22 protein-coding genes and 6 pseudogenes are annotated in these 24,975 nt (G+C 68.0%); 10 read left to right on the top strand and 18 right to left on the bottom strand.

All coding sequences use genetic code 11. The features are described from left to right. The first annotated feature begins 100 nt into the window (after positions 1–100). Complete coding sequence (gene tpg, locus ACFY2B_RS44220) at positions 101–691, top strand: telomere-protecting terminal protein Tpg (RefSeq protein ID WP_390768720.1); 591 nt, start codon at positions 101–103, stop codon at positions 689–691. A 28-nt stretch (positions 692–719) separates the two neighbouring features. Here the strand turns inward: tpg and ACFY2B_RS44215 are convergent, their stop codons facing one another. Further along, the gene (locus tag ACFY2B_RS44215) at positions 720–845 is read right to left on the bottom strand and encodes a hypothetical protein (protein WP_390768719.1); all 126 of its coding nucleotides are present in this window, start codon (positions 843–845) and stop codon (positions 720–722) included. Then, positions 842–1,474, bottom strand: a complete 633-nt coding sequence (locus ACFY2B_RS44210) for a hypothetical protein (protein ID WP_390768718.1) — start codon at positions 1,472–1,474, stop codon at positions 842–844. The genes ACFY2B_RS44215 and ACFY2B_RS44210 overlap by 4 nt, the downstream gene beginning before the upstream one ends. A 477-nt stretch (positions 1,475–1,951) precedes the next feature. Here ACFY2B_RS44210 and ACFY2B_RS44205 point away from each other — a divergent pair, with 477 nt between their 5' ends. The 3 genes and pseudogenes from ACFY2B_RS44205 (at position 1,952) to ACFY2B_RS44195 (ending at position 3,252) form a co-directional block, all read left to right on the top strand. Then, on the top strand, positions 1,952–2,542 hold the full coding sequence (locus ACFY2B_RS44205) for a transposase family protein (protein ID WP_390768717.1): 591 nt from the start codon (positions 1,952–1,954) through the stop codon (positions 2,540–2,542). After that, positions 2,479–2,871, top strand: a pseudogene (locus tag ACFY2B_RS44200) (IS110 family transposase); the annotation flags it as partial. The gene ACFY2B_RS44205 and the pseudogene ACFY2B_RS44200, both read left to right, overlap by 64 nt. A 36-nt stretch (positions 2,872–2,907) precedes the next feature. Further along, positions 2,908–3,252 carry a hypothetical protein gene (locus ACFY2B_RS44195; RefSeq protein WP_390768716.1) on the top strand — a complete coding sequence of 115 codons (345 nt, stop codon included), beginning with the start codon at positions 2,908–2,910 and terminating at the stop codon, positions 3,250–3,252. A 38-nt stretch (positions 3,253–3,290) separates the two neighbouring features. On the opposite strand, the gene ACFY2B_RS44190 is transcribed toward ACFY2B_RS44195, so the two are convergent. Next, positions 3,291–3,866, bottom strand: coding sequence for a TetR/AcrR family transcriptional regulator (locus ACFY2B_RS44190; RefSeq protein ID WP_390768715.1), 576 nt, complete (start codon positions 3,864–3,866; stop codon positions 3,291–3,293). 2 nt (positions 3,867–3,868) lie between these two features. Next, positions 3,869–4,804 carry an oxidoreductase gene (locus ACFY2B_RS44185; protein WP_390768714.1) on the bottom strand — a complete coding sequence of 312 codons (936 nt, stop codon included), beginning with the start codon at positions 4,802–4,804 and terminating at the stop codon, positions 3,869–3,871. A gap of 356 nt (positions 4,805–5,160) precedes the next feature. Here ACFY2B_RS44185 and ACFY2B_RS44180 point away from each other — a divergent pair, with 356 nt between their 5' ends. Both ACFY2B_RS44180 and ACFY2B_RS44175 read left to right on the top strand, forming a co-directional pair. Next, positions 5,161–5,451 (top strand): hypothetical protein, encoded by a 291-nt coding sequence (locus ACFY2B_RS44180; RefSeq protein WP_390768713.1) that lies wholly within the window; start codon positions 5,161–5,163, stop codon positions 5,449–5,451. A 5-nt stretch (positions 5,452–5,456) separates the two neighbouring features. Continuing rightward, positions 5,457–6,068, top strand: a complete 612-nt coding sequence (locus tag ACFY2B_RS44175) for a cyclase family protein (RefSeq protein ID WP_390768712.1) — start codon at positions 5,457–5,459, stop codon at positions 6,066–6,068. Between the two features lie 1,179 nt (positions 6,069–7,247). Here ACFY2B_RS44175 and ACFY2B_RS44170 read toward each other — a convergent pair. The 3 genes and pseudogenes from ACFY2B_RS44170 to ACFY2B_RS44160 form a co-directional block, all read right to left on the bottom strand. Then, positions 7,248–7,757, bottom strand: a pseudogene (locus tag ACFY2B_RS44170) (ISAzo13 family transposase); the annotation flags it as partial. Positions 7,758–8,791: 1,034 nt separating this feature from the next. Beyond that, positions 8,792–9,526 carry an alpha/beta fold hydrolase gene (locus ACFY2B_RS44165; RefSeq protein WP_390768711.1) on the bottom strand — a complete coding sequence of 245 codons (735 nt, stop codon included), beginning with the start codon at positions 9,524–9,526 and terminating at the stop codon, positions 8,792–8,794. Positions 9,527–9,718: 192 nt separating this feature from the next. After that, entirely contained in the window at positions 9,719–12,232 is a 2,514-nt protein-coding gene (locus ACFY2B_RS44160; protein ID WP_390768710.1) for a LuxR C-terminal-related transcriptional regulator, read from the bottom strand. Between the two features lie 525 nt (positions 12,233–12,757). Between ACFY2B_RS44160 and ACFY2B_RS44155 the strand changes: the two are divergent. Further along, a pseudogene (locus tag ACFY2B_RS44155) lies at positions 12,758–12,898 on the top strand (IS1380 family transposase); the annotation flags it as partial. Positions 12,899–13,137: 239 nt separating this feature from the next. Here the strand turns inward: ACFY2B_RS44155 and ACFY2B_RS44150 are convergent. After that, positions 13,138–13,863: an IS3 family transposase gene (locus tag ACFY2B_RS44150; RefSeq protein WP_390768709.1), complete on the bottom strand. Its 726-nt coding sequence runs from the start codon at positions 13,861–13,863 to the stop codon at positions 13,138–13,140. Then, positions 13,860–14,177, bottom strand: coding sequence for a transposase (locus ACFY2B_RS44145; protein WP_390768708.1), 318 nt, complete (start codon positions 14,175–14,177; stop codon positions 13,860–13,862). Before ACFY2B_RS44145 ends, ACFY2B_RS44150 begins: the two co-directional genes overlap by 4 nt. A 104-nt stretch (positions 14,178–14,281) precedes the next feature. Here ACFY2B_RS44145 and ACFY2B_RS44140 point away from each other — a divergent pair, with 104 nt between their 5' ends. Both ACFY2B_RS44140 and ACFY2B_RS44135 read left to right on the top strand, forming a co-directional pair. Next, positions 14,282–15,568: a recombinase zinc beta ribbon domain-containing protein gene (locus tag ACFY2B_RS44140; protein WP_390768707.1), complete on the top strand. Its 1,287-nt coding sequence runs from the start codon at positions 14,282–14,284 to the stop codon at positions 15,566–15,568. Positions 15,569–15,679: 111 nt separating this feature from the next. After that, positions 15,680–15,997, top strand: coding sequence for a hypothetical protein (locus ACFY2B_RS44135; protein WP_390768706.1), 318 nt, complete (start codon positions 15,680–15,682; stop codon positions 15,995–15,997). 7 nt (positions 15,998–16,004) lie between these two features. Here ACFY2B_RS44135 and ACFY2B_RS44130 read toward each other — a convergent pair. From ACFY2B_RS44130 to ACFY2B_RS44100, 7 genes and pseudogenes are all read right to left on the bottom strand, one after another. Then, positions 16,005–16,202, bottom strand: a pseudogene (locus tag ACFY2B_RS44130) (IS5/IS1182 family transposase); the annotation flags it as partial. 4 nt (positions 16,203–16,206) lie between these two features. Next, complete coding sequence (locus ACFY2B_RS44125) at positions 16,207–17,772, bottom strand: carbamoyltransferase C-terminal domain-containing protein (RefSeq protein ID WP_376529569.1); 1,566 nt, start codon at positions 17,770–17,772, stop codon at positions 16,207–16,209. 60 nt (positions 17,773–17,832) lie between these two features. Next, positions 17,833–18,639 (bottom strand): histidinol-phosphatase, encoded by an 807-nt coding sequence (hisN, locus tag ACFY2B_RS44120; RefSeq protein ID WP_390768705.1) that lies wholly within the window; start codon positions 18,637–18,639, stop codon positions 17,833–17,835. 65 nt (positions 18,640–18,704) lie between these two features. Beyond that, positions 18,705–19,394 (bottom strand): methyltransferase, encoded by a 690-nt coding sequence (locus ACFY2B_RS44115; RefSeq protein ID WP_390768704.1) that lies wholly within the window; start codon positions 19,392–19,394, stop codon positions 18,705–18,707. 26 nt (positions 19,395–19,420) lie between these two features. Then, the gene (locus ACFY2B_RS44110; protein WP_390768703.1) at positions 19,421–20,710 is read right to left on the bottom strand and encodes a DegT/DnrJ/EryC1/StrS family aminotransferase; all 1,290 of its coding nucleotides are present in this window, start codon (positions 20,708–20,710) and stop codon (positions 19,421–19,423) included. A gap of 74 nt (positions 20,711–20,784) precedes the next feature. Beyond that, positions 20,785–21,801 (bottom strand): Gfo/Idh/MocA family protein, encoded by a 1,017-nt coding sequence (locus tag ACFY2B_RS44105; protein ID WP_390768702.1) that lies wholly within the window; start codon positions 21,799–21,801, stop codon positions 20,785–20,787. A 93-nt stretch (positions 21,802–21,894) separates the two neighbouring features. After that, positions 21,895–22,368, bottom strand: coding sequence for an NUDIX hydrolase (locus ACFY2B_RS44100; protein ID WP_390768701.1), 474 nt, complete (start codon positions 22,366–22,368; stop codon positions 21,895–21,897). An 840-nt stretch (positions 22,369–23,208) separates the two neighbouring features. Here ACFY2B_RS44100 and ACFY2B_RS44095 point away from each other — a divergent pair. After that, positions 23,209–23,448 (top strand): annotated as a pseudogene (locus tag ACFY2B_RS44095) (IS5/IS1182 family transposase); the annotation flags it as partial. A gap of 94 nt (positions 23,449–23,542) precedes the next feature. Here ACFY2B_RS44095 and ACFY2B_RS44090 read toward each other — a convergent pair. Together ACFY2B_RS44090 and ACFY2B_RS44085 are read right to left on the bottom strand one after the other, a co-directional pair. Next, complete coding sequence (locus ACFY2B_RS44090) at positions 23,543–24,385, bottom strand: class I SAM-dependent methyltransferase (RefSeq protein WP_390768700.1); 843 nt, start codon at positions 24,383–24,385, stop codon at positions 23,543–23,545. A gap of 391 nt (positions 24,386–24,776) precedes the next feature. Beyond that, positions 24,777–24,975, bottom strand: a pseudogene (locus tag ACFY2B_RS44085) (IS3 family transposase); the annotation flags it as partial.

Below are 24,975 nucleotides of genomic sequence, written 5' to 3'. Positions count from 1 at the left end.
GCCGACGACATCTTCGAACGCCTCGCCGGCTATCTGAACCGCCTACCGAACCCCAAATCCTAGATATGCGGCCCTTCCGAGACTCAGGACACTAGGAGGCATGAGCGACCACGAGCAGCAGCAGCCGGCCCCCAGCCGCGGCAAGGTCCTGGAGGCCCTCGCACGAGCGGAGCGGAAGGTCTTCACCCGGCCCGCGCCGAAGTCCGCAAATGCACAGGTGAAATTCCTCCTCACGCGAATGAAGGAGTCGGCGAGGAGCCTGGCGGAGCGTGTGGGCACCTCGACCCGCACGATCGAGCGCTACCGCGCCGCGAAGCTGAAGAAGCCGCAGAAGCGGCTGCAGGCCGCCCTGGTGGAGGCGACCGAATCCGAGTGGCAACCGCAAGTCAGGGCACGTGCACGCGAGCAGGCTTCCACCTCCAGCGGCATGATGGTGGAGGTGGCGGCGTACTTCGGATTCACGTGCTCGGGCAGCTCGGACGACGGCCGCCTCCGCACCATCACCACCCCGATCTCACCCATCTACGCGAAGCAGATTCTGGAGCTACAGGAAGCCGGAGCGACGGAGGAGGATCTGCATCCGATCGTCGCGGAGGCCATCACCCAGTCGTATTTCACGGAATGGGGCACCCGCGCCGATGGCCTGCGCGCGGATTTCACGCACGTCCAGTCCATAGATTTCCAGTTCTGACACGGACGAATTCCGGGCCTGTTATTGATCAGGAACTCATGGGGTTCTCGTCCAGGACGTAGCGGACGTGCGGGCCGCCGCCCCCTCGCCGGGTGACCGGGTGACCGACCGGAGCGATCGTCCACGGTTCGCCGCCCGTGCCCATGCGCGTCACCAGACGAATTCGTCCGGTTCGAAGCCCACGACGGCGGCGGCGAGCCAGAGGAACATGATGAAGACCGCGCAGATGATCTGCCAGACGAGGTCGGCGACGTCTGTGCCGGGCCTCGGGCCGAGGGCAGGGCGCACTTTGCTCTGCGGGTCGATGGTCATCAGGTACTCCTTGCCGACCTCCAACTCCCTTGCCGTGACGGACAGATCACGCTGTCGGGGGTTTCCCGGGGAGGAGACGGCGTAGGTGTACACGCCGGGGCTGCCGTCGCTCGGGTTGGGCATGGTGTAGCCGGTCTCCTTCTGTATGAGGCCGTAGACCTCCCGGCCCCGGTCGTGCAGGGCGTTGGAAGCGAGGTACTCCATGTGCATCGCGCAGAAGAACATGGCCGCGATCGCGGCCAGCAGTCCCCACGAGGCCCCGATCTCGGCGCCCCTGCGCGCGAACGCGACGGCACAGCCCACGACGATGCCAGCCCCCGCGATCAGGAGGAACCCCCACGCGCCGCTCCTGGTGTAGAGAGCGCGCCCGAGGAGCATGAGCAGCCACAGCGTCAGCAGCCCCACAGCGACTCCGACCACGACGCCCGCGCACAGCCGGCCACTCGGAATCCGTATGCGACGCCTGGACATGGACGGCCTCCTCCGCTTCCCCGACAAGCCGATCCGACCCGCGCGGATCCCATGGACTCATGGTTTTCCGCCACGAGTCCAGGCTTTATGAGCTGTGCCCGGACAGGACAAGAACCCCATGGGTTTCTGATCAATATAAAGCAATCCTGAGCCGAAGCGCGGTACTTGTCACGAAGGCAGAGTTGTTGTTACTGGCTCCAACTGCGGGCGTGGTGCCGTGCATGACCGGGATAAATGAACGAAGTCTTGGCTTCGGGTAGAGCATGATCTACCGGGTGAAGAGGGAAGCGGATACGGGTGTCGAGGGTGCGGACGTGTGGCACAAGCGGCTGGGGCAGGGTTGATTCAAAGTCCTGGGGATCATGAAACGTGCAGGTCGCTGTGGTGTGACGATCCTGCGGGAGGCCGTCACGAACACATCGAAGCTCCGGTTGACGGGGTGACCTTCCCAAGTCGCCCTGCCCGTCCGGACCTTCGATGTGCCGCCAGTCTGCCACTGTCTGCCTGACCAAGTCGCCCACTGCCGCCCAGCGCGGCGTTGGCGGTGTCGCCGAACGGCTGGCCGTTCTTCGCGATCCGCGAGATCGGCGGGGACGGCGCCATTCGCTGGTATCGGTCCTGCTCACCGCCTGCTGCGCGGTGCTGGCCGGGGCTCGCTCCTATCTGGCCGTGGGCCAGTGGGCCCGCCACGCGCCCCTGGATACGACTCGCCCGCCTCGGCGTGCGCGCCGCCGGCCCGCTGGGCGTGCGCCGCGCACCGTCGAGCTCCACCATCCGCCGCCTCCTGACCCTGGTATGCCCCGGCGGGCTTGCCGATCTGCTCGGGTGCGACCCTGCGGGCAGCCGGCTGCCAGCGCCGGATCGCCACGCCCAAGACGTTGCCGGTGGCGTAGTCGCGCAGGTTCTCGGCCCCGCCCACTCATTGGGATGCGCGGCACAAGATCGCTTGGTAAGGACAGCTGGCGAGGTTATCTGCTGGATTGTGAACGGATACGACTTCGGAGGTGGCCGTGCCCGTACTGTGGGCCGGTACGGATGCGGGCAAGGCCGCGCATCACTGCACGGTGATCGATGCCGACGGCAAGCGGAAGCTGTCGCGGCGTGTGGACAACGAAGAGACCGCTCTGCTCAAGCTGATCGCCGGCGTGTTGGAGCTCGGCGAAGGCGACCCGGTGACCTGGGCGATCGATCTGAACGCTGGCGGGGCCGTGCTGATGATCGCGCTGCTGACCGACAACGGCCAGCAGGTCCGCTGCATCCCTGGCCGCACCGTCCACCACGCCTCCGGCTCCTACCGGGGCGACGGCAAGAGCGACGCCAAGGACGCCTTCGTCATCGCTGACCAGGCCCGCATGCGCCGCGACCTCGTACCCGTGCACCGGGGCGACGATATCGCCGTCGGGTGCACCGACGAAACTCGGTGACCAGGGACGATGCACCTTCGCGCGCTACTCGCTTCCCACGCTGCCGGAGATCATTTCCCGTCGCTCGCGGCGACCCACGTCGTCGAGCTGTGCCATCTGCCAGCGACTTCGTCGACGCCGTGCGGGAGTTTCGTCGGTGCCCCCGTCGGCCTGCGGATCCTCACCTCGCGCCGCCTGGACCTGGCCGCCGAACACACCAGGATGATCAACCGGCTTCGGGCTCAGATGCTGGAGTACTTCCCCGCTCTGGAACATGCCTTCGACTACAAGACGTCGAAGGCGGCCCTGGTGCTGCTGACGCAGTACCAGGCCACGGCCGCCCTGTGGCGCCTCGGTGGCGTGCCGTCCGCGTGACCAGGATGGGCGGGGTCAGTGGTGAAGGGGTGGGAGCCCTATTGGCGTGTGACGACGCGTACGGAGACGCGCAGTCGTCGGCGGTATTCGTCGAGCGTCGCCGACTCGTACTTGGCTCCGGCCGAGGCGTCGAAGAGGTGCTGGGCGATGTCGGCGGCGGGTACCCCGGCCGCTTCCCATGCTTTGGCGTGCCCGTTCTGCGTCAGCAGAGTGGCGACGTCGGTGACGAGGTCTTGTTCGAGCCGGCTCATCGGGGCCGCGGCGAAGGCTTGTGCTGCCCGCAGCATCTCGGCGTAGGTCCCCCGTTCGACGATCTCGATGGTGACGGCGTGGAATGCCTCGAATGCTCCGGCCAGGCGCTCCTCGACGGTGAGATCGCCTCGGCCGAGTGCCTGCCAGGTCGTTGAGCGCAGGTCGTCGAGCATCTGGGCCACGACCGCCCGGAAGAGGGCGTTCTTGGTCTTGAAGTGCAGGTAGAGACCCTGCCGGGAAATGTCTGCGGCGCGGGCCACATCGTCCATCGAGGTTTTGCGGGGCCCGAAACGCAGGAAGACGCCGACGGCCGCGTGGACGATACCGTCGCGCCGCCCGGCAGGCTGCGGAGTGTCCGGCATGGTCAGCCGGCCTGACTGGCCGTCGCGGCCCAGTGATACTCGACTCCGGTCAGCCGGGTGCTCTCGTCCCACAGGCGGGCAGCGACCGCGGTGTCACGCGCGCGCCGGATGATCCGTGCCGGGCCTGGATGGCCTTTGGTCTCGAAGAAGTGGCGGGGTCCCCAGAAGCTTCCGCTGGGCGCGTCGGCGTCGGTGGCAGCGCGCATCGTGGTCAGAGCGCCTTTGTCCGGGCGCATGCCGAGCCATGGGCTCACCTGCTGGAGGAGGGCGGGTGAGTGGCGGGTCAGTTCGGTGCTGGCCCAGCCGGGATGAGATGCCGTTGCGGTCAGGGCGAGGGTGGCGGCGCGCAGTCGGCGGTCGAGTTCGAGGACGAACATCATGTTCGCCAGTTTGCTCTGCCCGTACGCGGCTCCCGTCGAGTACGGGCGGGTGTGCCAGTTCAGGTCGGCGAAGTCGATGCGTCCTTGTGTCTGCGCCAGGCTCGTCACGGTCGTCACCCTGGCGTTGGGAGTGCGCAGCAGCAGGGGAAGCAGGAGGCCGGTGAGTGCGAAATGTCCGAGATGGTTGGTGCCGAACTGCAACTCGAAGTCCTGCTTCGTACGGGCCAGCGGCGTCCACATCACGCCGGCGTTGTTGACCAGCACATCCAGGCGCTCCTGGCCCGCCAGGACTTCGCGTGCGAACTCCTGCACGGAGTCGAGGTCGGCGAGGTCGAGCGAGCCGGCTCGTACGGTTCCGGCTGGGCGGCGCGCCCGGATCTGATCGACCGCCGCGGCCGCCTTGGCGGCGTCGCGACAGGCGATCAGGACGTCCGCGCCCTTGTCGGCGAACATCGACGCAGCCTGGAAACCCAAGCCTGTACTGCCGCCGGTGATGATCACTGACCTGCCGTGCTGATCAGGAACGTCACCAAGAGTCCACGAGGACAAACCAGCCACCTCCACATTTGGATTGACGTAGACGAACTTGACATTCCTAGTCGTGTTTGTCAATCGCGATGTGCGGTGTAGGCAGCGCGGTGGACGCCGATGGCTCGCCCAGAACGATAATTTCGTACGTCGGGGCCGCTGAAGTGGCCGCGGATCATGCACAGCTGGCGACGGGGCGGCGGCTACGTCGAGGCCGCCACTTCCCCAAAGAGTGACCTCGGCTGAACCGTCCCGGGTGGGTGGTGTGCCGGCCTCGTACTTCCGTTGCTTGGACCCATGAACCTCTGCTTCTCTGGTATCACGGACTCGACGGTACGAGGGGCCCCCAAGAAGGGCGCTCGGCCCGTTCCGGTAGGTTCGCCGCCATGGGTACGGAACCGCAGAACGACGTCACCGGATCGGCCAACGAGCCGGAGTTCCCGAGCAATTGGGGCCGATGGGGTGCGGACGACGAGCTGGGCACGCTCAACCTGATCACCGAGGAGGCCCGGGCCAGGGGCGCCGCGGAGGCCCGTACCGGGCGAGCGGTCTCGCTGGCCCAGCCGATCCAGCCGGCACCGCTCGTCAGCGGGCCCTTCGCGCCCACCACCCGCGACGTCTCGCCGGTCCAGCAGTTGATGCAGTACACCGGGGGCGCACCCGCGACGGCGGCATGATGCTGGTGGCCAACCACCACGTGCGCTCGACCCACCTCGACGCCCTGGGGCACCAGATCGTGGACGGCCGGGTCTACCCGGGTCGTCCCCTCGCCCAGAGCGTGACACCGGCCGGCGTGCTGCACGGTTCCACGGCGGCCTTCGCCGCCGGGATCGCCACCCGGGGTGTCCTGCTCGACCTGGCCTCCGACGGCCCGCTGCCCATGGGGCACCCGATCACCTCGGCGGACTTCGAAGCGGCCGAGGCCCGCCAGGGCGTACGGCTGGAGTCCGGGGACGCCCTGGTGGTGCGCTGCGGGTGGGTCTACGCCATCGACCCCGCAAGGCCGATGCCGGGCATCAGCCTGGATGCGGTGCGGTGGATGCACCGGCGCGGCGTGTCCCTGTACGCCGGCGGCCTCGGCGACGCCCACCCGCCGCTGGATCCCGCCGTTCCCGGACCGCTGCACCGTGTCGCTCTGCCGCTGCTGGGCATGCCCCTGATCGACGTCGCGGAGCTGACGGAACTGGCCGCTGTCTGCGCGGAGTCGAACCGCTACGCCTTCCTGCTCACGGTGGCACCGCTACGCATCCACGGCCTGACCGGCGTCCCGGTCAATCCGCTGGCGATCTTCTGACGGACACCACTCCTGCGTCGCCTACGTCCAGCCCCCGTCGCCGTGACGATCCTCCAGGAAACCCGGTGAGGTCCCGAAGGAACACACGGTCGGCAACTCGCCGATCAGGCCGCGCGGGCGCGTCCCGCGCGCGCCGGAGGGCGACGTGAGGGTGCTGCTGGTCACCAGAACGACGGGTGATCCGACGCGCTCCAGGCAGTCGGCTCCTTCGCAGGCGGGGCTGGGGTACGCCGTCGCTCCGGCCGCCGACGGAGGCGGCCAGGACGGCAGCCGGGTGGCTGTTCTCGCGGCGTTCTCGCAGCGCGGGCCTCAGCTCGCGTCGGCGAGGGCGGACGGGACGTCCTTGGTAGTGCCCGTCTCGGCGATGCGCGGGTAGATTTTGTCGATGGTGTGGTCGCGGGCGGTGTCGTCGGTGTCGGTCACGGCGTCGTACGGCGACTGTGACGTGAGAGCCCTGCTCGTGGGCGTCTACACCCGTCATCCGGTCTCGCAGTACATCGTGCGCAAGAAAGACCAGGTCAGGCGAGGCACACGACGGGTGCCGGAGAAGGTCATCACCCTTACGCCCGCGATACTTCAGTAGCTCAAGCAACGGCATTGCCCGTTGTCCACCAGGTTGCGGATCGCGTCGAGCGCGGCCCGGTGGCAGTACGCCTCGGGCCGGCCACCGCGACCACGCAGCCAGCCCGGAACCGGCAGCAACGGCTGGTCGGCCACTCAGTCCGGACCCGTCATGTCTGTCGGGTAACGCGGCCGCCGGGACCCGTTGTCGGCGGCGTTTCCGAACCGGTGAGCCAGACAGTCACACACTGCCAGGTGACCGAGCTGGACCGCCCGACCATGGACACGGAAGACTGCTGCACCAGGGCCTCCTGCTGCTCGGTGATTCGACACCAACGAGTTGTTCAGGAGGCCCTGTCCATATGCGCCAGGCGCGCTACGACCACCCGATCGAGACTCCTGTTCGAGGCGTGTCTCTCAAGATCGGAAAGACAACAGCTACGAACTTGCAGGTCTGTCTCGCAGCAGGGGTCAAGGCCCGAGCTCCGCACCACGCCGTTACCGGCACCGCACGTCGGGGTGGGGACTGGCCCTGAGTACTGGCCAGGAATACGCTGCCGACGTCAGCCGTCGGGCCCCTGACCAGCGCATTCACTCATCTCGTGCAGCATCGTGTCGCACTTCCTTCTTCTTCGTGTCCACATTGATCACCGGGGCCCCGCCGTCCTGGTGGTCGCGGGCCTGCTCGTTGAGGTAATGGAACTGTGCGTCCCGGTCGGGGTGCTGCTTGCCTTCGAGGGTCTTGGCGTTGCTCTGCAGGCTGAAGCCCTCCTCGCGCAGGAGATCGCCCACCGTGTCCGCGGAGATCTTGTGGCCCTGCCGGGTCAGCTGCACCAGCATGAGGAGTGCCTCCCGAACAGCAGGGTTGCGGTCGACGATGCGTTTGCGGCCGGCGCCGGGCCGGCGGACCCGTCCCAGCGGAGCCTGTCCGGAGTCGAGTTCCCGCACTCCAGCAGACACAGTGGCTTCACGGACACCGGCGGCACGGGCGACTGCTCTGATCCCGCCGTGACCGGGAGACTGGGCCTCCGCCCCTATCAACAGACGACGTTGCCGCTCATTGAGGTGCGGCAGAATCGCTTCGAACTTAGCTGCCAGCACGGCCCGTTGCCCTTCCAACCCGCTCATACCAGATCAACGAACCACCGAACAGAAAGCCACGAATTAAAGATCTGCACACCCTAATGGGCAGTGAAGCGGGGCACCGCCAGGCCCACCCCGGCCCGTCGAGGCCCTGAAAGAGACTGCGGGCCCCGCTTCAGCAAGCGCCATACATCGTGGTGGTGATCGGTGCCGGGAAGCCGCAGAGTACGCCTGGGCCCTCGAACGCCCCTTACGCCGAGAGGTTCTTCGGCGACCGCTCCAGGTCCAAGATCGCCTTCCATGGCCTTCGCCGAACAAGCACAGGCTCGGCTCCTCCTTGGCCCGCCCGCGGGCGGGGGTGAAATGACGTCGCTGCAGGCTTCACTCATGTTGCGAACCGGCCGGTTGTACACCCCCGGAGGGTGCTTGTCACTCCAGTTCGACGCCACCCTTTCGAGCGACGCCGGACGTCAGCTACCGAGGACCCTGGCATCTCCCCGGACCGGACTTGCACCGGCTGGCTGCCCTGAGCCTGACGTCCGGTTACATCGTTCACATCCCTTCTGAGCTGCGATGACGTCCGGACTGCTGGACGTACGCTTAAGCTGAGAGCTTGCAGATCATCAAGGTGTTGCTTCCCGCCTCAAGGCTCGTTGGTGTGGTATACGCATCCCGGACGAAATCCGTACCCAACTCGCCGTGAAGTTCGCGATGTTGTTCCCGCATCTGAATGAGCGGTAGCGACGGTTACTGATGGCCGCAGAGGCCCGTGTCCTGGGACACGGTGCTGTTCGGGCCGTGGCGCGGGCGGCCTCGGTGCACTGCGCCGTGATCCGCAGCCCGTGGCGAGATGCGAGCGCGGCCTTCGTGGCGATGTCGTCGGCCCCCGTGGGCTCCACGGCGGCGGCCGGCCGCTGCTGGTCTGCACGCAAGTTCCATGTCTGCCGGGCAGTATCCCAATCCGGATCACCGGGCGGGAGCAGCCGGCCCAGCACGTCGGGAGAGATCGGAGAACCTTGCGGCTGACCGCTGTGTCATGACGACATCGCCTTCGGATGAGCGCCTTCAGCCGGTACTGCTCACTGGCGGGATTCCAGAGCGCTGATGAGGGCGTCGGCCACGATGGCCGGATCAGTCAGCAGCGTCATGTGATTGCCCGGGATGACCGCGGGCTCGACGCCGAGCCGAGCTGCGAACTCGGCACCGGGCCGGGCCAGGGCTATGTCGTCGGCACACTGCACATAAGCCGCGTCCAGCCCGATCTTTGTGACCGGGGGCACGTCGAGGCTGTCCGTCATATAGCCGCCCGGCTGCGGCAGCAGCAGTTGGCTGACAAGCTTCTGCAGCGGCGTGGGGTCTCCGGGCATGAGCACGCCCTCGACCGCGTCGAGGCCGACGGGGACGGTGCCGTCGGGAGTCGCTGCGATAGCCTGCCGAATCATCGCGGCGTACTGCTCGTTCTCATCGATCATGGGCGTGCCCTGCTCGGGGACCACCGCGGCGAAGTAGATCACCTTTGCGACGCGGCCCGCGAGCCGGTGGGCCGCGCCGGTGACCGGGTATCCGCCCCAGCTGTGGCAGACCAGGACAACATCGGTGAGATCGCGGCTCTCGACTTCGCTCACCACGTGGTCGACCGCGTCGGCCAGCCGGAGCCCGGCTGGCGAGCCGTTGTAGGTCAGTCCGGGCATGCTCAGCGCCAGAGTCGGGTAGCCGCGCTCGGTGAGTTGGCGAGCCACCGGGTACCAGCTCCAGTCCCCCAGCCATGCGCCGGGAACGAGGACGAAGGTTTGCGTGGGCCTGCTGGCAGTCAAGTCAGACTCTCTATCTCTTACGGTGGGCGCCCTAAGCGGGGAAACGGCGTGCGCTACCCGAGGCGCTCCGGTGTCGATGAGGACGGTGCGCTCGCCTCACCGCAAATTACGGTCCGGTCGGGTTATCGAGCGTCACCCGATCCGGGTAATAGCGCGATGGCGCTCGCCGACGGGTACGTCCTCGAGAACCGCTCAGCGGGTGCCGGGCGCAAGCAGGCCCAGGTCGCGGGCTCGGGCGACGGCCTCGGCGCGGCGGTGGGCGCCGAGCTTGGCGTACAAGTGGCGCACGTGCACTTTGACGGTGTTGGGCGAGACTTTCAGCTGGCCGGCGATTTCCGGCGTGGTCAGGTTGGTCGGCAGGTAGCGCAGTACCCGCAGCTCGCTTCGGCTGAGCGGCTCGGCGAGCGGCGACGGCCCGGCGGTCGACGGCGCGGGCTGGTGACCGGCGAGCAGGCCGAGGATCTCGGCGATCAGGGCAGCGTGGGCGGTGCGGTGCCCGGGGAGGCTCTCCAGCAGCTCCGGCACCGGGTGCAGGAGGAACCACAGCAGCACTCCGTCGGGTTCGGTCAGGTCCAGCGCGCGCTCCAGGGCTCCGGCGGCGGCGCGGGGATCACCGAGCGCAGCACGGGCGATCGCCTCCAGCAGGAACGCCTGGGCCAGCCAGCCCGGCCAGGGCAGCTGCGCGGAGCCGTCGAGCACCGGCGCGAGCGCGGCGACCGCCGCCTGCGGATCGTCTTGGGCGAGCCGCAGGGTTGCCAGGCCCAGACGCATCTGCCCGCCATCGCGGTCCTGGTCGGAGAGACCGGCCAGGACCTGCTCGGCACGGTCGGTCTCACCGAGGCGGACAAGGGTCTGCACGAGGAAGGACCGGTTCCCGTGGACCATCAGGTTCGGTTCGGTCAGGCGCTCGGCCACCTGGTCGGCGGCTTGGAAGGCGGCCAGCGCGTCGGCGTCCCGGCCGCGCGCCAGCGCCAGCACTCCGCGCAGGGAGCGGATCGCCAGCGCGTCCGCGGGCTCGGTCTCCGCCCGGAGGGTGCGCTCGGCCTGCTGCATCCAAGGTTCGCTCTCCTCCGGCCGCCCCTGCCAGGCCAGGATGGTCCCGACGTTCATGCTCGCCAGGCCGAAGGCCGGCCCCTCGGCCCAGCCGTGCCGTTCGGCCAGCTCGGCTGCCTGCCTGCTGTGCTCCAGTGCCGACGGGACCGATCGGAAGAACTCGAGAGTCGCCTGGTAAACAAGGCCGGTGAACTCCAGGTAAGGCCGCGCGATCCGGCGCGCGAGCGCGACGCCCTGCTCCAGGTGCCGCACGGCCTCCTGGAACCTGGCCATCCAGAATTCGGTGCTGCCCAGGCTGATCAGCGCCAGCGCACGCAATTCCTCGCCCAGGCCGGGCTGCGTCGTCTCGGCCGCCTCCGCCGCGTCCTGCAGCCGCTGCGCCTGCTCGGTCACCGCCGCCAGGCTCCCGTGCCAGCGGGCGATCAGCAGCCGGACGATCCCCACCAGCAGCTGCGCCTGCCCCAGCCGACCCTCCGACGCCAGCGCCCGCTCCGCCAGGCACAGGTACCGTTCCGCCGCCGCCGGCGACCCGCCGGCCAGCTCGTCGGCCGCGGCCACCGCCGCCAGCTCCGCGTCCGCCGTGCGGTACTCGGTGGGGAATCCGGCGAGAAGCCCGTGGATGACGGCGGTCTTCCCGTCCAGGTACAGGCCGGGCCACTGGTCGGCGAGCAGTCTGGCAGCCAGCCCCCAGTCCCGTGCGGCCTGGGCGTGCCGAATCGCCTCCACCGCCATGCCCCGGCCCGCCAGCCAGTCGGCGGCGGCCCGGTGCAGTGCCACGACCTCGCCGGGGCGGGTGCGCCGCAGTTGTAGCCGCAGCAGGTCCGCGAACAGCTGGTGATAGCGGAACCAGGTCCGCGAGGTGTCCAGCGAGACCACGAACGCGTTCGCGGCCTCCAGATCCTGCAGCACCCGCTCTCCGCCCTCGCCCCCGGTCAGCAGATCCGCGAGATCGCCGTTGACCCGCTCCAGGATGCTGGTGCGCAGCAGCAGCCCCCGCACCTGCTCGCTCTGCCGATCCAGCACCTCGGCCAACAGGTACTCGGCCACCGTCCGCTCACTGCCGGAGAACTCGGCCGCCAGCCGCTGGTCCGGGTCCGCGTGCCCCGCCAGGGATAGCGCGGCCAGCCGAAGCCCCGCTGCCCAGCCCTCGGTCCGCTCGTGCAGCACTGCAACCGCAGGCCCCGGCAGCGCCAGCCCCGCCGCTCTGAACAGCTCCTCGGTTTCGGCCAGGGTGAACCGCAGATCCGGATCGCGGATCTCGGCGAGCTCGCCTTCCAGCCGCAGTTGGTGCAGGCCCAGGCGCACGTCGTGCCGCGTGGCCAACACGAAACGCAGCTGAGGCGACGCCCGCATGATGAGCAGTTGCAGTTGTTGCAGCGCCTCCGGGGCCAGCTCGTGCACGTCGTCGATCACCAGGTAGTTCCGGTCCTGCAGCGGGGCCAGGTCCGCGATCAGCCGCTCCACGATCGTCCACCCGTCCAGGTCCGGAGCCGCCGTGAGGGTCCCGACCAGCGCCGAGCCCGCCCTAGTCCGGCGCAGCGCATCCACGACGCCAAGCCAGAAGCGCTGCGGATCCCGCTCATCCCGCCCCACCGACACCCACGCCGTGCATTCGGCCAGGCCCGCCGCGGACAGCCACGATCGGAGCAGCATCGTTTTGCCGCTCCCCGCCGACGCCGACACCGCCGTCACCCGGGCCGCCTCGCCCAGTCGCCCGAACAGCGCCGGGCGAGCAACCACACCTCCCGCACCGATACCCGCTATTCGCGTGGATGCGGCACCTGTCTCGCTGGACCTCACAGTGCCGATCTTCCCATGAACCTGCGCTGTGCCCCGGACACCATCGGCCTCGCCAGGTCCGCTACGTCATGGAGCAGACCTCCGCCCCACTCCACCAGTTCAAGCACCTCGCCATCAGCCGGGAATAACGCCTCGACGACCTCCACGGCGCCTGCGTCCCACTCGCCTGTGGACTCTTGTGCCGGCGACGGCTCGCGACGAGCGACGAGGCCGACTCAACCGTCCGATGGGCAGACCGATGAACCGGTGAAGAAGCGCTCTCGACGGCCCCCAGCCAAACCGCAAGGCGTCGTCCGCGGCCAGCGTTCGGGTGCCGGGTGATGCCAACCCGATCAGCGAGATGTCGAGGCCCTGGGCGTCCACGGCGAGGATCCGCCCGGCCCCGTGGCGTCGGCCCCCACCGTCTCCCAGCTCATCGACACCCTCGCCGCCGCAGGGCCGAAGGCGATCAGCGCGATCGGGTCGGCCCGGGCCGAAGCACGCTCGCGGATCTGGGAGCCAGCTGGCAGGCTGGGGCCACGCCGCCGGCCTGGAGCTGGTGCGCCAGCTCATGCGTGAGCTGGGCCTGATGCCCTGCTGGCCCCGCCCGAAGCGGCTCAGCCTGACTCAGGCCGCGGCGGGCTCGGTGCCCGATCTCGTCGGCCGGAACTTCACTGTCGACACCCCGGGTGAAAAGCTCGTCGGTGACATCACTTACATTCAGACCGGTGAGGGCTGGTTGTATCTCGCGACCGTCATCGACTGCTGCGCGAAGGAAGTCAACGCCACCAGCCGGGGACGGGCACGTCGTAAGAGTCGCCCCTGGAACCGACCGAGGCGACGGCGTCGGCTTGTTCGAGGTGTTCGGTGTAGCGGATGGCTCGGTATTGCACGTCGCGGTCGGAGTGGTGGACCAGACCGGTCAGGTTGCCGCCGGTGTGGCGGCGCTTCCATATGGCCATTTCCAGAGCGTCCAGGGCGAGGTCGGTGTACAGAGACGTGGAGACCTGCCGGCCGACGACCATGCGGGAGAAGACGTCGATGACGAAGGCGGCGTAGACCCAGCCGGAGAAGGTGCGGATGTAGGTGATGTCAGCGACCCACAGCTGGTTCGGCGTGTGGGCGGTGAACTGGCGCTCGACCAGGTCGGCGGGCCGTGAGGTCTCAGGGGCGGGCCGGGTGGAACGCGGGCTCTTCGCGCGGATCACCCCGCGCAGGCCGGCGGCGCGCATGAGGCGTTCCACGGTGCAGCGGGCCACCGTCCACCCGCGCCGCAGGAGCGCGGCGTGCACCTTGCGGGCGCCGTAGACACCGTAGTTGTCGGCGTGGATCTGGGCGATCTCCTCCGTGAGGTCCCGGTCGCGGGCGGCGCGGGCCGCTTCCGGACGGGCGTGGGCGGCGTAGTAGGTGCTCGGTGCGATCTCGGCGTCGGTGCCCCGCAAGGCGTCGCAGATCGGCTGGACGCCGAACTCCTCCTTGTACTGGTCGATGTGGGCGACCTTCATCGCTGTGGACGGTCCAGCTCCGCCGCGAAGAAAGCCGACGCCGACTTCAGGATCGCGTTGGCACGACGCAGCTCCTTCACCTCGCGTTCCAGCTCGGCGATACGGGCCGCGTCCTGGCTCGTGGTCCCCTCGCGCAGCCCCTCGTCCGTCTCGGCACGCTTGACCCAGGTCCGCAGTGCCTCGGGATGCACATCGAGCTGATCGGCGATACGCCTGATCGCGCCAGCACGTGCGGCAGGGTCCTTGCGGGCCTCCACAGCCAGCCTCGTCGCGCGCTCGCGGAGTTCATCGGGGTACTTACGAGGAGCAGCCATGAACAGGATCCTTCCGGGTCTTCGATGTCTCCATCAAACCCGGGGCGGTTCACTACGACCTGGCCGAGTACATCGACCGGCTGCTGCTGGGGTTCAAGGGCACGATGAGCGAGGCCGAACGCCACTTGATCAGGCAGCGGATGTGGAGCGGGTGCCTGAACAAGGCCCGCCGCGGCGAGCTGGCCTTCCCCCTGCCCAGCGGCTATGTCCGCCGCCCGTCCCGGCAGCTCGCGTTTGATCCGGACGAGCAGGTGCAGAGCGTCATCCGCCTGCTCTTCGCGCAGTTCGAGCGGCTCGGCACGTTGCATGGGGTCCTGCGCTATCCCGTCGAGAACGACAGCCGGTTGGGTATCCGGCTGCGGGAGGAGCCGGACAAGGGCACTCTGGAATGGCGCAGGCCGAACCGGATGACGCTGCAGACCCTGCTGCACAATCCAGCCTATGCCGGCATCTATGCCTACGGGCGGCGCCGGGTCGACCCGCGCCGTCAGCACCCGGCCCGGCCGGGCACCGGGCGGGTCGCCCGCTCCCGGGGCGGATGGCATGTGATGATCCCGAACGTCCTGCCCGCCTACATCACCATCGCCCAGTTCGAGGCGAATGAGGCGAAGCTGACTGCCGACCGCGCCCGTGCCGAAGCCATGGGCGCGGTCCGGGGCGGCCCCGCGCCCGCGGCAGGGCTGGTCCACTGCGGACGCTGCAACCGGCGCATGACCGTGCGCTACCACACCCAGCACAGCAAGGCCCTGTCCGAATACGTGTGCGCCCGGGACGTGACCAACTACGGTCCGGACAAGAGCTGCCAGCTGCTCAACTCCGCCTGCGTGGACGCCTTCGTCGAACACCAGGCCCTCGCAGCGCTGACGCCCGCCGCCGTCGAAGTGTCCCTGCACGCGGCCGACCAGGTCCTGTCCGAGCGGTCCGAGCTGGAACGGCTATGGCCGCAGCGGCTGGAACGCGCCGCGCAGGAAGCCAACCGGGCCCTGCCGCAGTCACCACCTTGCCGAACTGGAGAACCGCCTGGTCGTGCGCCACCTGGAGACGGAGTGGGAGGAGGCACTCGCCGCCCAGCAACGACTACAGGAGGAGTACGACCGCTTCGCTCGCACCAGTCCGCACGCCCTTACTGCGGCCGAGCGGCAGACCATCACGGCTCTGGCAGGCGACATCGGGGGTTTGTGGCGCGCGAACAGCACCACGACGACAGACCGCAAGGAGATCGTCCGCGCGGTCGTCGACAAGGTCATCGTTACCGTGCTCGGCACCAGCGAGCGGGTGAAGGTCGTGATCATCTGAGCCGGCGGGATCACCACGGCGGGAGAGGTCATTCGTCCGGTCCAACGACTGGAACAGCTCAGATACTATCCTCAGTTGATCGATCGGATTCGTGAACTCGCAGGCCAGGACATCGGTGCCAGCCGGATCGCCGACCAGCTGGAAGCCGAGGGCCTCCGGCCCGCGAAGGGCGGCAAACGCATCCCGCAGCCACTGTCCGCGACCTCATGCGCCGCCTCGACTGCCCCGCAGGCCGCGCCCACCGCCACCGCCCCGCACCACCCGGCGAGGAACCCGGCCCCAACGAGTGGTGGCTCAAGCACCTCGCCGCCGAGCTGGGCATGAACACCTCCACCCTCTACGCCTGGATCAACCGCGGCCGGATCACCACCCGCCGGGAGACCTGCTGGCCCCACCGGCTCATCGCCCACGCCGACCAGCGAGAACTCACCGAACTCCGCGAACGCCGCACCCGTCCGCCAGGCTGGTACAGCCGCCGCGTCTGGACCCAGACCACCGAGACAGCAGAGCAACAGACTCCATGAGTGCAGCATGGAAGCCGCGCTTTTCTGGGTTGCGGCTGACGACTTCAACGTCGATTCCGAGGCGGGCCCCGTGCTCGACGACGGCGTTTTTGAAGCCGGTGTCGATCCAGCTTTTCGCGATGGTCGGGTAGGTCTCTTTCGCCTGGTCAAGGAGGCGTATTCCGATGGCGTTCTCGGAGAGGTCGGCGCCAGCGACTGTCACGGCGGCGTCATCGTCGCGGGGTGATGAAGGTGTCGTTCACGACGTATCCGTCCAGCCCGTGGAGTTCGCCGTAGGCCATCAGGTCGCTGGTGCGGTTGATGAACCCGCGCCCCGAGTAGTTGAGCGAGGTGTTGCAGAGGACGGTGAACCCGGTCAATTCGCCGAAGGAGGTCAGCAGTTCGGCCATTCCCGGGTTCGCCGTCGGGTCGACGGTCTGAGTGCGGGCCGTTCCGTCGACGTGCGTCACCGCCCGCAGTTCGCCGGACTCGACCTGGCTGAAGTACAGCATGTAGGGATCGGGGACCCCGCCGCCGAACCAGCGGCCCGCGTCCTGCTCCAGACAGATCGGGGCGATGGGGCGGTAGCCCTCGCGCTGCTTGATCTTGTTGAGCCTGCCCATCGTCTCCTCGGTGAAGGGAGCGGCGAGGATCGACCGGTTCCCGAGCGCGCGGGGGCCGATCTCCCAGCGGCCCCGCGCCCAGCCGATGATGTTTCCGTCGCGGAGGTAGCGGGCGACCTCGCCGTGGTGCAGTGGCCGGATCTCGTACCGCTGGGGGTCAAAGGGCAGGTCCTCGACGAATTCGCCGCCCGCGTAGACGTCCCAGTCCAGGCCGGCCGACCCGGTGTAGAAGTGCTGGGCGTCGATGGCGGTCCCGATCGCGGAGCCGCTGTCGTTGGGGCACGGCGGGACGAAGACCGCGGGGAAGAGCCCGCACTCGCGCCAACGGCGATTCCACTCGCAGTTGAGCCCGCAGCCGCCGGAGATGAGCAGCGGGAGGCCCTCCGTCAAATGCTCCCGGGCGTATGCGTGGAACCGGTCGAAGATGGCGTCCGACAAGCGGGCGGCGAGGTTCTTGTACGCGCCCGTTTCCACGCCGATGTTGTAGTAGGGGGAATCGGTCATCCGGTCCTTCAGGCTGCCGGTGATGACCTCCCTCTGACCGAGTACGAAGTCGATGACTTCCTGCTCCGCCGGGGTGGGCGGCCGGTCCTCGGCGAATCCGGCCAATGCCATCTGCTTGCCCGCGTCCTGGAAGCGGACGAATTCCTCGTGCGCGCTGTACTTGGGGTCGGCGAGTGCGAAGCCGTAGGAGTACTTGTTCCCCGGGTAGTTGAGCACCTCCTGGAGATGGGTCACCTTGCCGTGCTCGTCGATTCGGTAGAACGAGCCGATGTTCCCCTCCCACACCAGGCTGTAGAAGGGCTGGTCCCGACGAAATGCAGACATTCCGTAGGACGTCATGATATGAGAGCGCTCGTGCGTGGAGGAGAAGACGCGCACGTTCTTCCCGAAGAACCGGCCGGCCTCGTCCGAAATCGCGGATTCGCCCACACCGAAGTACCCGGCACGCGAGGGCTGGTCGGTGGCCTGGGTCCCCTTGATCCAGCCGCTCACGGCGACGACGTCCGGCTGTTTGTCCAGCCGGTCCGCCGCTACGGCGAACACCTCGGCGGTCAGCGTACTGTAGCGGACGAACGAGTCCTTCTCCGCCTCCAGAGAGAAGAGCAGCTTTCCGTCCTCGACGGCCGCGATTGCCCCGTCATGGCCTTCCTTGAGGGAAAGAATCAGCATGATGGTCCGTTTCTCTGCGAATTCTCTGCGAATTTCCGACCTGACAGTGGGATGCCGGGATCAGACGGCGCCGGGATCGGCTGCCGCCGAGAGGACTTTCCGGGCGAGCTGGTGCAACTGTGGGTTGGCGGACAGGGCGCCGGTGCCGTTGTGGGGCGAGGCGCCCAGGAGATCGGTGCAGACACCGCCGGCTTCCGCCACGAGGATCTGTACGGCGGCGATGTCCCAGGGGTTCACGACCGGTTCGGCAGCGATGTCGAGGGTTCCTTCGGCGACCATGCAGTGCTGGAGGAAGTCCCCGAAGGCACGGTCCTCCCAGCACTCTTCGGCCAGGCGCAGATATGCCGCACGTGAGTGGAATGCGTCCCAGGTGCGTGTGCTGGTGGTGGAGAGGTAGGCGTTGGCGAGACTGGTGTTGCCGGACACTCGCAAGGGCAGGGGGGTGCTGCCGGCCGGGCCGCGTCGCAGCCAGGCGCCCCGTTCGGCCGCCGCCCACCAACGACTGTGCAGGGCGGGGGCACTGACAACTCCGACGGTGGGCCGACCGTCCTCCAGCAGGGCGATCAGGGTGGCCCAGACCGGTATCCCGCGCAGGAAGTTCTTGGTGCCGTCGATGGGGTCTACCATCCAGGTGCGCCCGGCTGCGACGGAGCCGCCGGTCTCCTCCCCGGCGAAGGCGTCGTCGGGGCGGGCGGATTTCAGTGCCTCGCGTACGGCCGTCTCGACTGCGGTGTCCGCGTCGGTCACGGGCGTACGGTCCGGCTTCTCCCGGATCCTCAGGTCCAGGGCCTGGAAGCGACGGCTGGTGATGCTGTCGGCGATGTCGCCGAGTTGCAGGGCCAGTTCGAGATCGGCCTGTCGTGACATGGGGCGCCTCACTGCACACCTCGTGGGTTTCGGGGGCTCGGCCCGTGGCGCCACGGGCCGCCGGACTACTTCGCGTGCAGTTCGAGCATGTGGTACTCCATGACCCGGACCTCCTCGATCCGGCGCACGCGGCGCAGCAGTTCGACCCGCATGCCGGCTTCCTCCGCGATGGCGTCGAGCCGTTCACTGTCCCCGAGGTCGGCCGTGCCCAGCAGCAGCCTGCCGCCGTCGGCCAGGTGTTCATGGGCGCCGGCGATGTACCGGGCCTGGCCCTGGTAGCCCGGGTCGAAGACGGCGGAGTGCAGATCGGTGGAGAGCGAGAAGTCGTCCTCCACATAGGTCCAGGGCACGTTCCAGAAAATGGTGTCGAAGCGGTCCGTGGGTTCGAGCGCCGTGTACATGTCGCTGTGGAGGACGCGCACCCGGTCGCTCACACTGTGCCGTTCGGCGTTGGCGGCCGTGTTGGCCACTGCCTTGTCGTTGATGTCCAGCGCGGTGACGGATGTGCAGCCGTTGAGGGCGGCGGTCACGGAGATGACACCCGTGCCGCAGCCGACCTCCAGGAACGAGCCGCCCACGGGATAGGGCACCATCGAGGCCATCACCTCGGTGGCGGCGCTCAGGGTGCTGGGGAAGACGCCTCGGTGCAGGCTCCATTCCCGCCCCAGCAGGGTGAAGGAGTCCGGCAGGTCGTCACCCACGAGGGCGTGCTGGAGGACCTGGGCCACGGACTCGGGGGACTCCTTGACAGTCATCGTCTCTGCCTCTCCGGGGGTGCGGGTCATCGGGTCGGGCCGGACGCGTACCGCACGAGCGCTCCGCGGTGACGACCGATCTTGCGGAAGGCTTCCGCGTACTGGTCGATGAGCGTCTTGTCCTCGGGCCAGTTGGTGAAGGTGGGCAGGGACAGCGCGTGCTGCTCGACGTGTTCCGCGTGCGAGCCGCTCTCCGGGGCGATGCCCTTTTTCGACGTGCCGGGGAAGAGGGGGTTCTCCTGGCGGGCGTAGAGCGGCAGGGTCGACAGCCGGGGGCCGGAGGGGGCGCCCACCTCCATGCCTTCGGCGCGCAGCGCCTTGATGAGGACGGCGCGGGGGACACCGCCCAGAGCCTCGGGCCGGTAGAGCGGTTTGTAGCCGTACCAGGCGCCCATGTCGACGTGGTCGGCCACGTGCACCGGCTCCAGATAGGCCACGTCGCCGAGTTGCCCGCCGAGGTGGCGCAGACAGCGGTGCCGGGCCTCCTTGCGTGCCGGGAACGCCGCGAGCGCGTGCCGGGCGACGATGGCGTTGAACGGCGACATGCGCAGCTTCAGCCCGAAACCGGTGACCCAGTGCGCCCGCAGGTCCTCGTCGAGGACGGCGTCCCGGGAGCGGTCCCGGTAGTGCCCGAGGAGAGTGGCGCGGTCGTGCACCTGGGGGTCGCTCGTGACGAGGATGCCGCCCTCGCCCGCGTAGACGGCCTTGTTGGCCTGGAGGGAGAAGACCGCGGCGTCGCCGAAGGTGCCGACGGGCCTGCCCTTGTAGCGGCTGCCGTGGGCGTGTGAGCAGTCCTCCAGAACGCGCAGCCCGTGTCGCTCGGCGATGCGCAGGATCGCGTCCATGTCGCAGGGGTGGCCCCACTGGTGGACGACTGTGATGACCTTGGTGTGTTCGGTGAGCGCCGCCTGAAGTGCTTTCGGGTCCAGACCGCGGGTGTCGGGGTCGATGTCGGCCAAGACCACGTCACCGCGGAGCGCGAAGACGGGGCTCAGCGCCGCATGGTAGGTGAGTGCCGGTCCCACGACGTCCACACCTTCGCGCACACCGAGTGCGAAGTAGGCGGCGAAGAGGGCGCTGGTACCGGAGTTGAAGGTGACCGCGAAGCGCGCTCCGCCGTTCAGGAAGGCGAGGAAGTCTGCCTCAAGCCGGCCGATGGGACCGCTGTTGCCCTTGATGGAGATGTCGGTGTTCCGCTGCTCGGCCAGTTCCGACAGCTCGGCCTCGCCGGCGGGGGGCGGCCAGACTTCGTGCGGCAGCGGCTGTTCGATGACGGGCGTGCCTCCAAGGAGGGCGAGTTGTTCGGCGATGGCCATGTGTCCTTCCTGTGTTCGCGGTGGGACTGGGGACCGGCGCGTCGGGCCCCGTCGGTGCGTGTACGCCGGTGGGGTCAGGCGCACCGGTCGGCGAGCTTGTTCTGCTCGCCCAACCGGTCACGGTAGATCCCGTCGATCGTGCGCACGGCGGCGAGTTGACGCCGGAGGTGGTCCTGGCGGTAGTAGCGGTCGTCCAGGTGTCCCAGATGATGGGCGATCATGGAACGCACGGCGTCGATCTTGGGGCCTGCCCAGGCGCAGCGATCCAACGGCAGCCCTCCGACGGAGTGCAGGGTGGCGACTTGGGGGGCGACGTTCAACGCGCCCTCCGTACCGAGCACGCAGAGGCGTTCGATCTTCTCGTGGTTGTGGCGTGAGATGCGCAGCGAGCCGGCCAGCCCCGTTGAGGGATAGCTGCACATGAGGCTGACGAGATCCTCCAATCGGCGATCCCGCATCTCCCGGTACTGGTGCACGAAGGCGGAATGCACCCGAGGGGGTTCGGGGAAGAGCCCGCTGAGTACATCGATGAGGTGGTAGCCCATGTCGAGGAGCACACCGCCCATTGCCTGCTCCCTGGAGGCGCGCCAACCCGTGGTCGGGTGAGCCAGGTTCAAGTGGTAGTCGTAGGAGAACCAGTAGGGCTGCCCGATCCGGGCGAGGTTCTTCTGGGCGAAGTGGAAGACGGGGTTGAAGTTCCGTTGCAACAGGGTGAAGACGCTGCGGTCGGCCCGTTGCGCCAGGTGTATCAGTTGCCGAGCTTCCTGCTCGGTGACGGCGAACGGCTTTTCCTTGATGACGTGCCTGCCATGTGCCAGGAGTTCCGTACAGACCGGGAAGTGCTCACTGTGCGGCACGGTGACCACAGCGGCATCGAATTCGACCTTTTCAAGTGCCTCGTCGAGGACGTCGTAATGAGGGAATCCCCATTCGTCGGCGAGTGATGAGGCCGCCGGGGCGGGGTCGACGCCGCCGACGACATCTGCGTTCTCCCGCACGACCGACAGGTACTCCTTTCCTTGATGTCCAGCAAATCCGACCACCAGTACTCGCGGTCGCAGACGCACGTTCTTCAACCTGTCACTGGACATGCGGAATATCCCCCTCGAAGAAGATCTGAGGATGACGCGGGCAGCCAGGAAAGGATCGTGGTGATCCTGATCGGACTCTTGGTCGCAGGAGGTTCAGGGAATTCTTCGGCTCTTCTCGGAAGCATCGGCGAGCCAGGCGTGTGCTGCGGTCACCACGTCTTTGATGAAGTTGCTTCCGCTGCCCTGCGCGTTCTCGTCGAGCAGCGAGACTTCCTCGGCCGTGATCCAGGCGAACTCGGTATGCTTGTCCCGTTCGAGTTCGGGCGAGGAGAGGTCCCCGTCCACCTCGACGACGTAGTCCGACTCGACGTGCCGCAGTCCGTCCGCCGTCCACTCCTCGTGTGCCACCCGGGCCAGAACGCGGCGCAGTCGCCACCCGGTCTCCTCCGCGATCTCTCTGCGCAGCGCGTCCAAGAGGGACTCCCCTTCCTCCACCGCTCCGCCGACGATGTCCCAGCACCCGGGGAAGAGGCGCCGGTCGGCCGAGCGGCGCTGGACGAAGATCCGGTTGTACGGGTCGCGGATCAGCGCGCCCACCACACTTCGGGGTTCGTTCGCCTCGGTCACGTCAGCCTTTCACCGGGCTCTGGGGATCGCACGGCTGGAGAATCCGCGGCAGCGGCCGGCGAGGGCTGCTGGAGGGACTGAGTGAGGAATGCTGTCCCAGCTGCACCTGCATCCACACGCCTTCTCTCGCGGAATAAGCTGACCATTCTTCCCTCGTTTCACCTGCACGTAAAAGATTTCACGTGCGCCATGCTTCGGGTAAAATAGAAAAGGAGTCGAACGGTTCGAAGAAAAATTCAAGCAGCCCGACTTGTTGTCGAATCGTGCTTGATGCCGGGCCTGATTTTCCGTCCTGAATAATACCTGGAACCCTGTGCTGCGCATGGGTTCACACAAGGCTTCGGACGCCTCAACTTCTCCTTGACACGGCATCAAGTCATATGCTGAGACCGTGACACGGTAGGTGCTGCATATCCAGTCGGGCGTAGGCGCCCCGGCGGTCTGCACCGAACTGCAGGCCGCTGTCGTCTCGGTCTGCCCGCTCGATGGGTGAGGGGTTTCTTCAGCGCACTTCGCCTGAGGGATCGTTTCTTTTTGCCACCGCCGGCCGTTTCGCCGTGGAATATGTTGGCCGGATTTGCCACTCGCCGAGGTCCGGTGGCACAGAGCTCTTTCAGAGTGGCCACCGATCGGGCGACGGGTCGGCGGGCAGCAACGCACAAGGCTCCCGCGCCGTTGAGGGGGGTGTTCGAGTCTCAACCCACCGGCACAGGAGCTCTGTTGGTCCCCCGTCCCTGCCGTACTCGACCTCACACATGCCGTGGTCGAGTAGTTGACCATGCTCATCGTCACCGTGGGGGTGACCGTCGCTGCACGCTTCCGCCGCACCGGCTGGTGTATCTGGCCGACTGCGCCTACAACGGGGCGGGTTCGTGGTGGGCACTCCACGCCGGCGCCCGCCCAACGGGACCTGGTACCGACGCAGCGAACCGTCAACCGGCGCTGTCCCGGGCCCGGGCCGCAGTGGCGCGTGGCCCCGCCCTCCTCAAGTGGTGGCGGATCTCCCTCAAGGCGCGATGCAGCCCGAATCGAATGATGTCAATCGCGAAGACCGTACTCACCCTGGAGAGGCAACGCTGAAAGAGTTCACTGCCTGTCGGTCACGAACTCTGGCCCGCCTGCCGGCGGGGGCCCGTGGTGTGACCACCGGCCCCCGGGCGGGCGGGTGCTTCGTTCACAGGCGGCGGGCGACCAGGAAGACGTAGCCGATCTGTGGGAGCGCACCGAACCGGGGAAGGGAGCGCGTGGAGTTGAAGAACTCGTAGTGGGGGTCGTCGGCGGAGGGTGCGACATCGGCGAAGGCATCGGCGAACGCCTGGTAGGTGCGGCGGACGTGCTCTCCGATGTCGTTGAACTCCACCACCTCCAGACCGGCGCGGTCCACGGCGGTGCGGAGCTCCGCAGGTTCGGGAAACCCGGGAGACCCGAATGCCCGGCACGTCTGGCGGACTGTCTCCGCGGCGTCCCCGGTCACCGGCGAGCGGAGCAGAACATCGGTGATGACAAGCGGGCTGCCGGGTCGCAGGGTCCGGGCGATCTCGGTGAGGGCGGTGGTCCGGTCGGGGATGTGCATCATGGACTCGATCGCCCAGGCACCGTCGAAGGACGCGGCCTCGAAGGGCAGTGCGCAGGCGTCCGCGTATCGGAAGTCCACCCGGTCGGCGAGGGCGGCGGCGTCCGCCCGGCTCCGGGCGAGGTCGATGTCCTCGTTGCTGACCGAGATTCCCGACACATAGGCGCCGGTAGCACGGGCAATGCGCAGGGCGGGCCGTCCGGTTCCGCAGCCGACGTCCAGCAGTCGCCGGCCGGGTGTGGCGGCCAACCGCGCCGCCACGTGGTCGGTGAGCAGGTCAGTGGCTTGGTTGAGGGAGCGGTCGTCCGTGGCGCTGTCCCAGTAGCCGACGTGGATGTTCCCGTCGACGGCTGTGCCGTCCGCGGTCTCGGTCTGCTCGTCATGGAGTCGGTCGGCGTCCGGTGACGACGGGACGGCGTGGTATGCGGACGGGTCGTTGGTCATCGATGTCTCCCGATCCTGAGGGTGTGTTAGCTGGTGAGAAGGCCGATCTGCCGCATGACTGCCGAAGCCGAGGACTCGGCGCGCTGTTCTTCGCCGTGGCCCTGTGCGGCATCGCGACACGGGTCGACGGCCGCTTCGTCATCGCCTGCCTGGTGGTGGTCCTCGCGCTGTCGAGCCTGGGCCACGACGGAAATCCCCTGGGAGTGCGGCGTTCGATGTCGGATTCGCCGTCATTCTGCAGAATCTACTTGTGGTTCCACCACCCCGGAAGACGGCCTCACAGCCATCACCGAAACGTTCTGGCGGACCTGCGGCCCCAGTGGCGGTCCCAGGGCCCCGGCGAGGGGCAACATCCCGGTGAAGTTTCCCCGTGATCTTGGACACTCGATGGCTACGTCGAGAGGATGTGTCGATGCCGCTGTCTGGTCTCGGCTGGGGTGAGGTAGCCGAAGGTCTTGTGTTTCCGCAGACGGCGGCGGTTGTAGAAGGTCTCGGTGAAGTTGAAGACCTCGGCGCGGGCGGTGGCTCGGTCGGGCCAGCTTCGGGTGCCGATCTCCTCCTTGAGTAGGGCCCAGGCACTCTCCGCGGCG

The sequence above is a fragment of the Streptomyces sp. NPDC001270 genome, from assembly GCF_042896695.1.
Classification (GTDB): Bacteria; Actinomycetota; Actinomycetes; order Streptomycetales; family Streptomycetaceae; genus Streptomyces.
The sequence above is the reverse complement of the archived record's forward strand: the minus strand, read 5'-3'. Positions and strand labels throughout refer to the sequence as shown.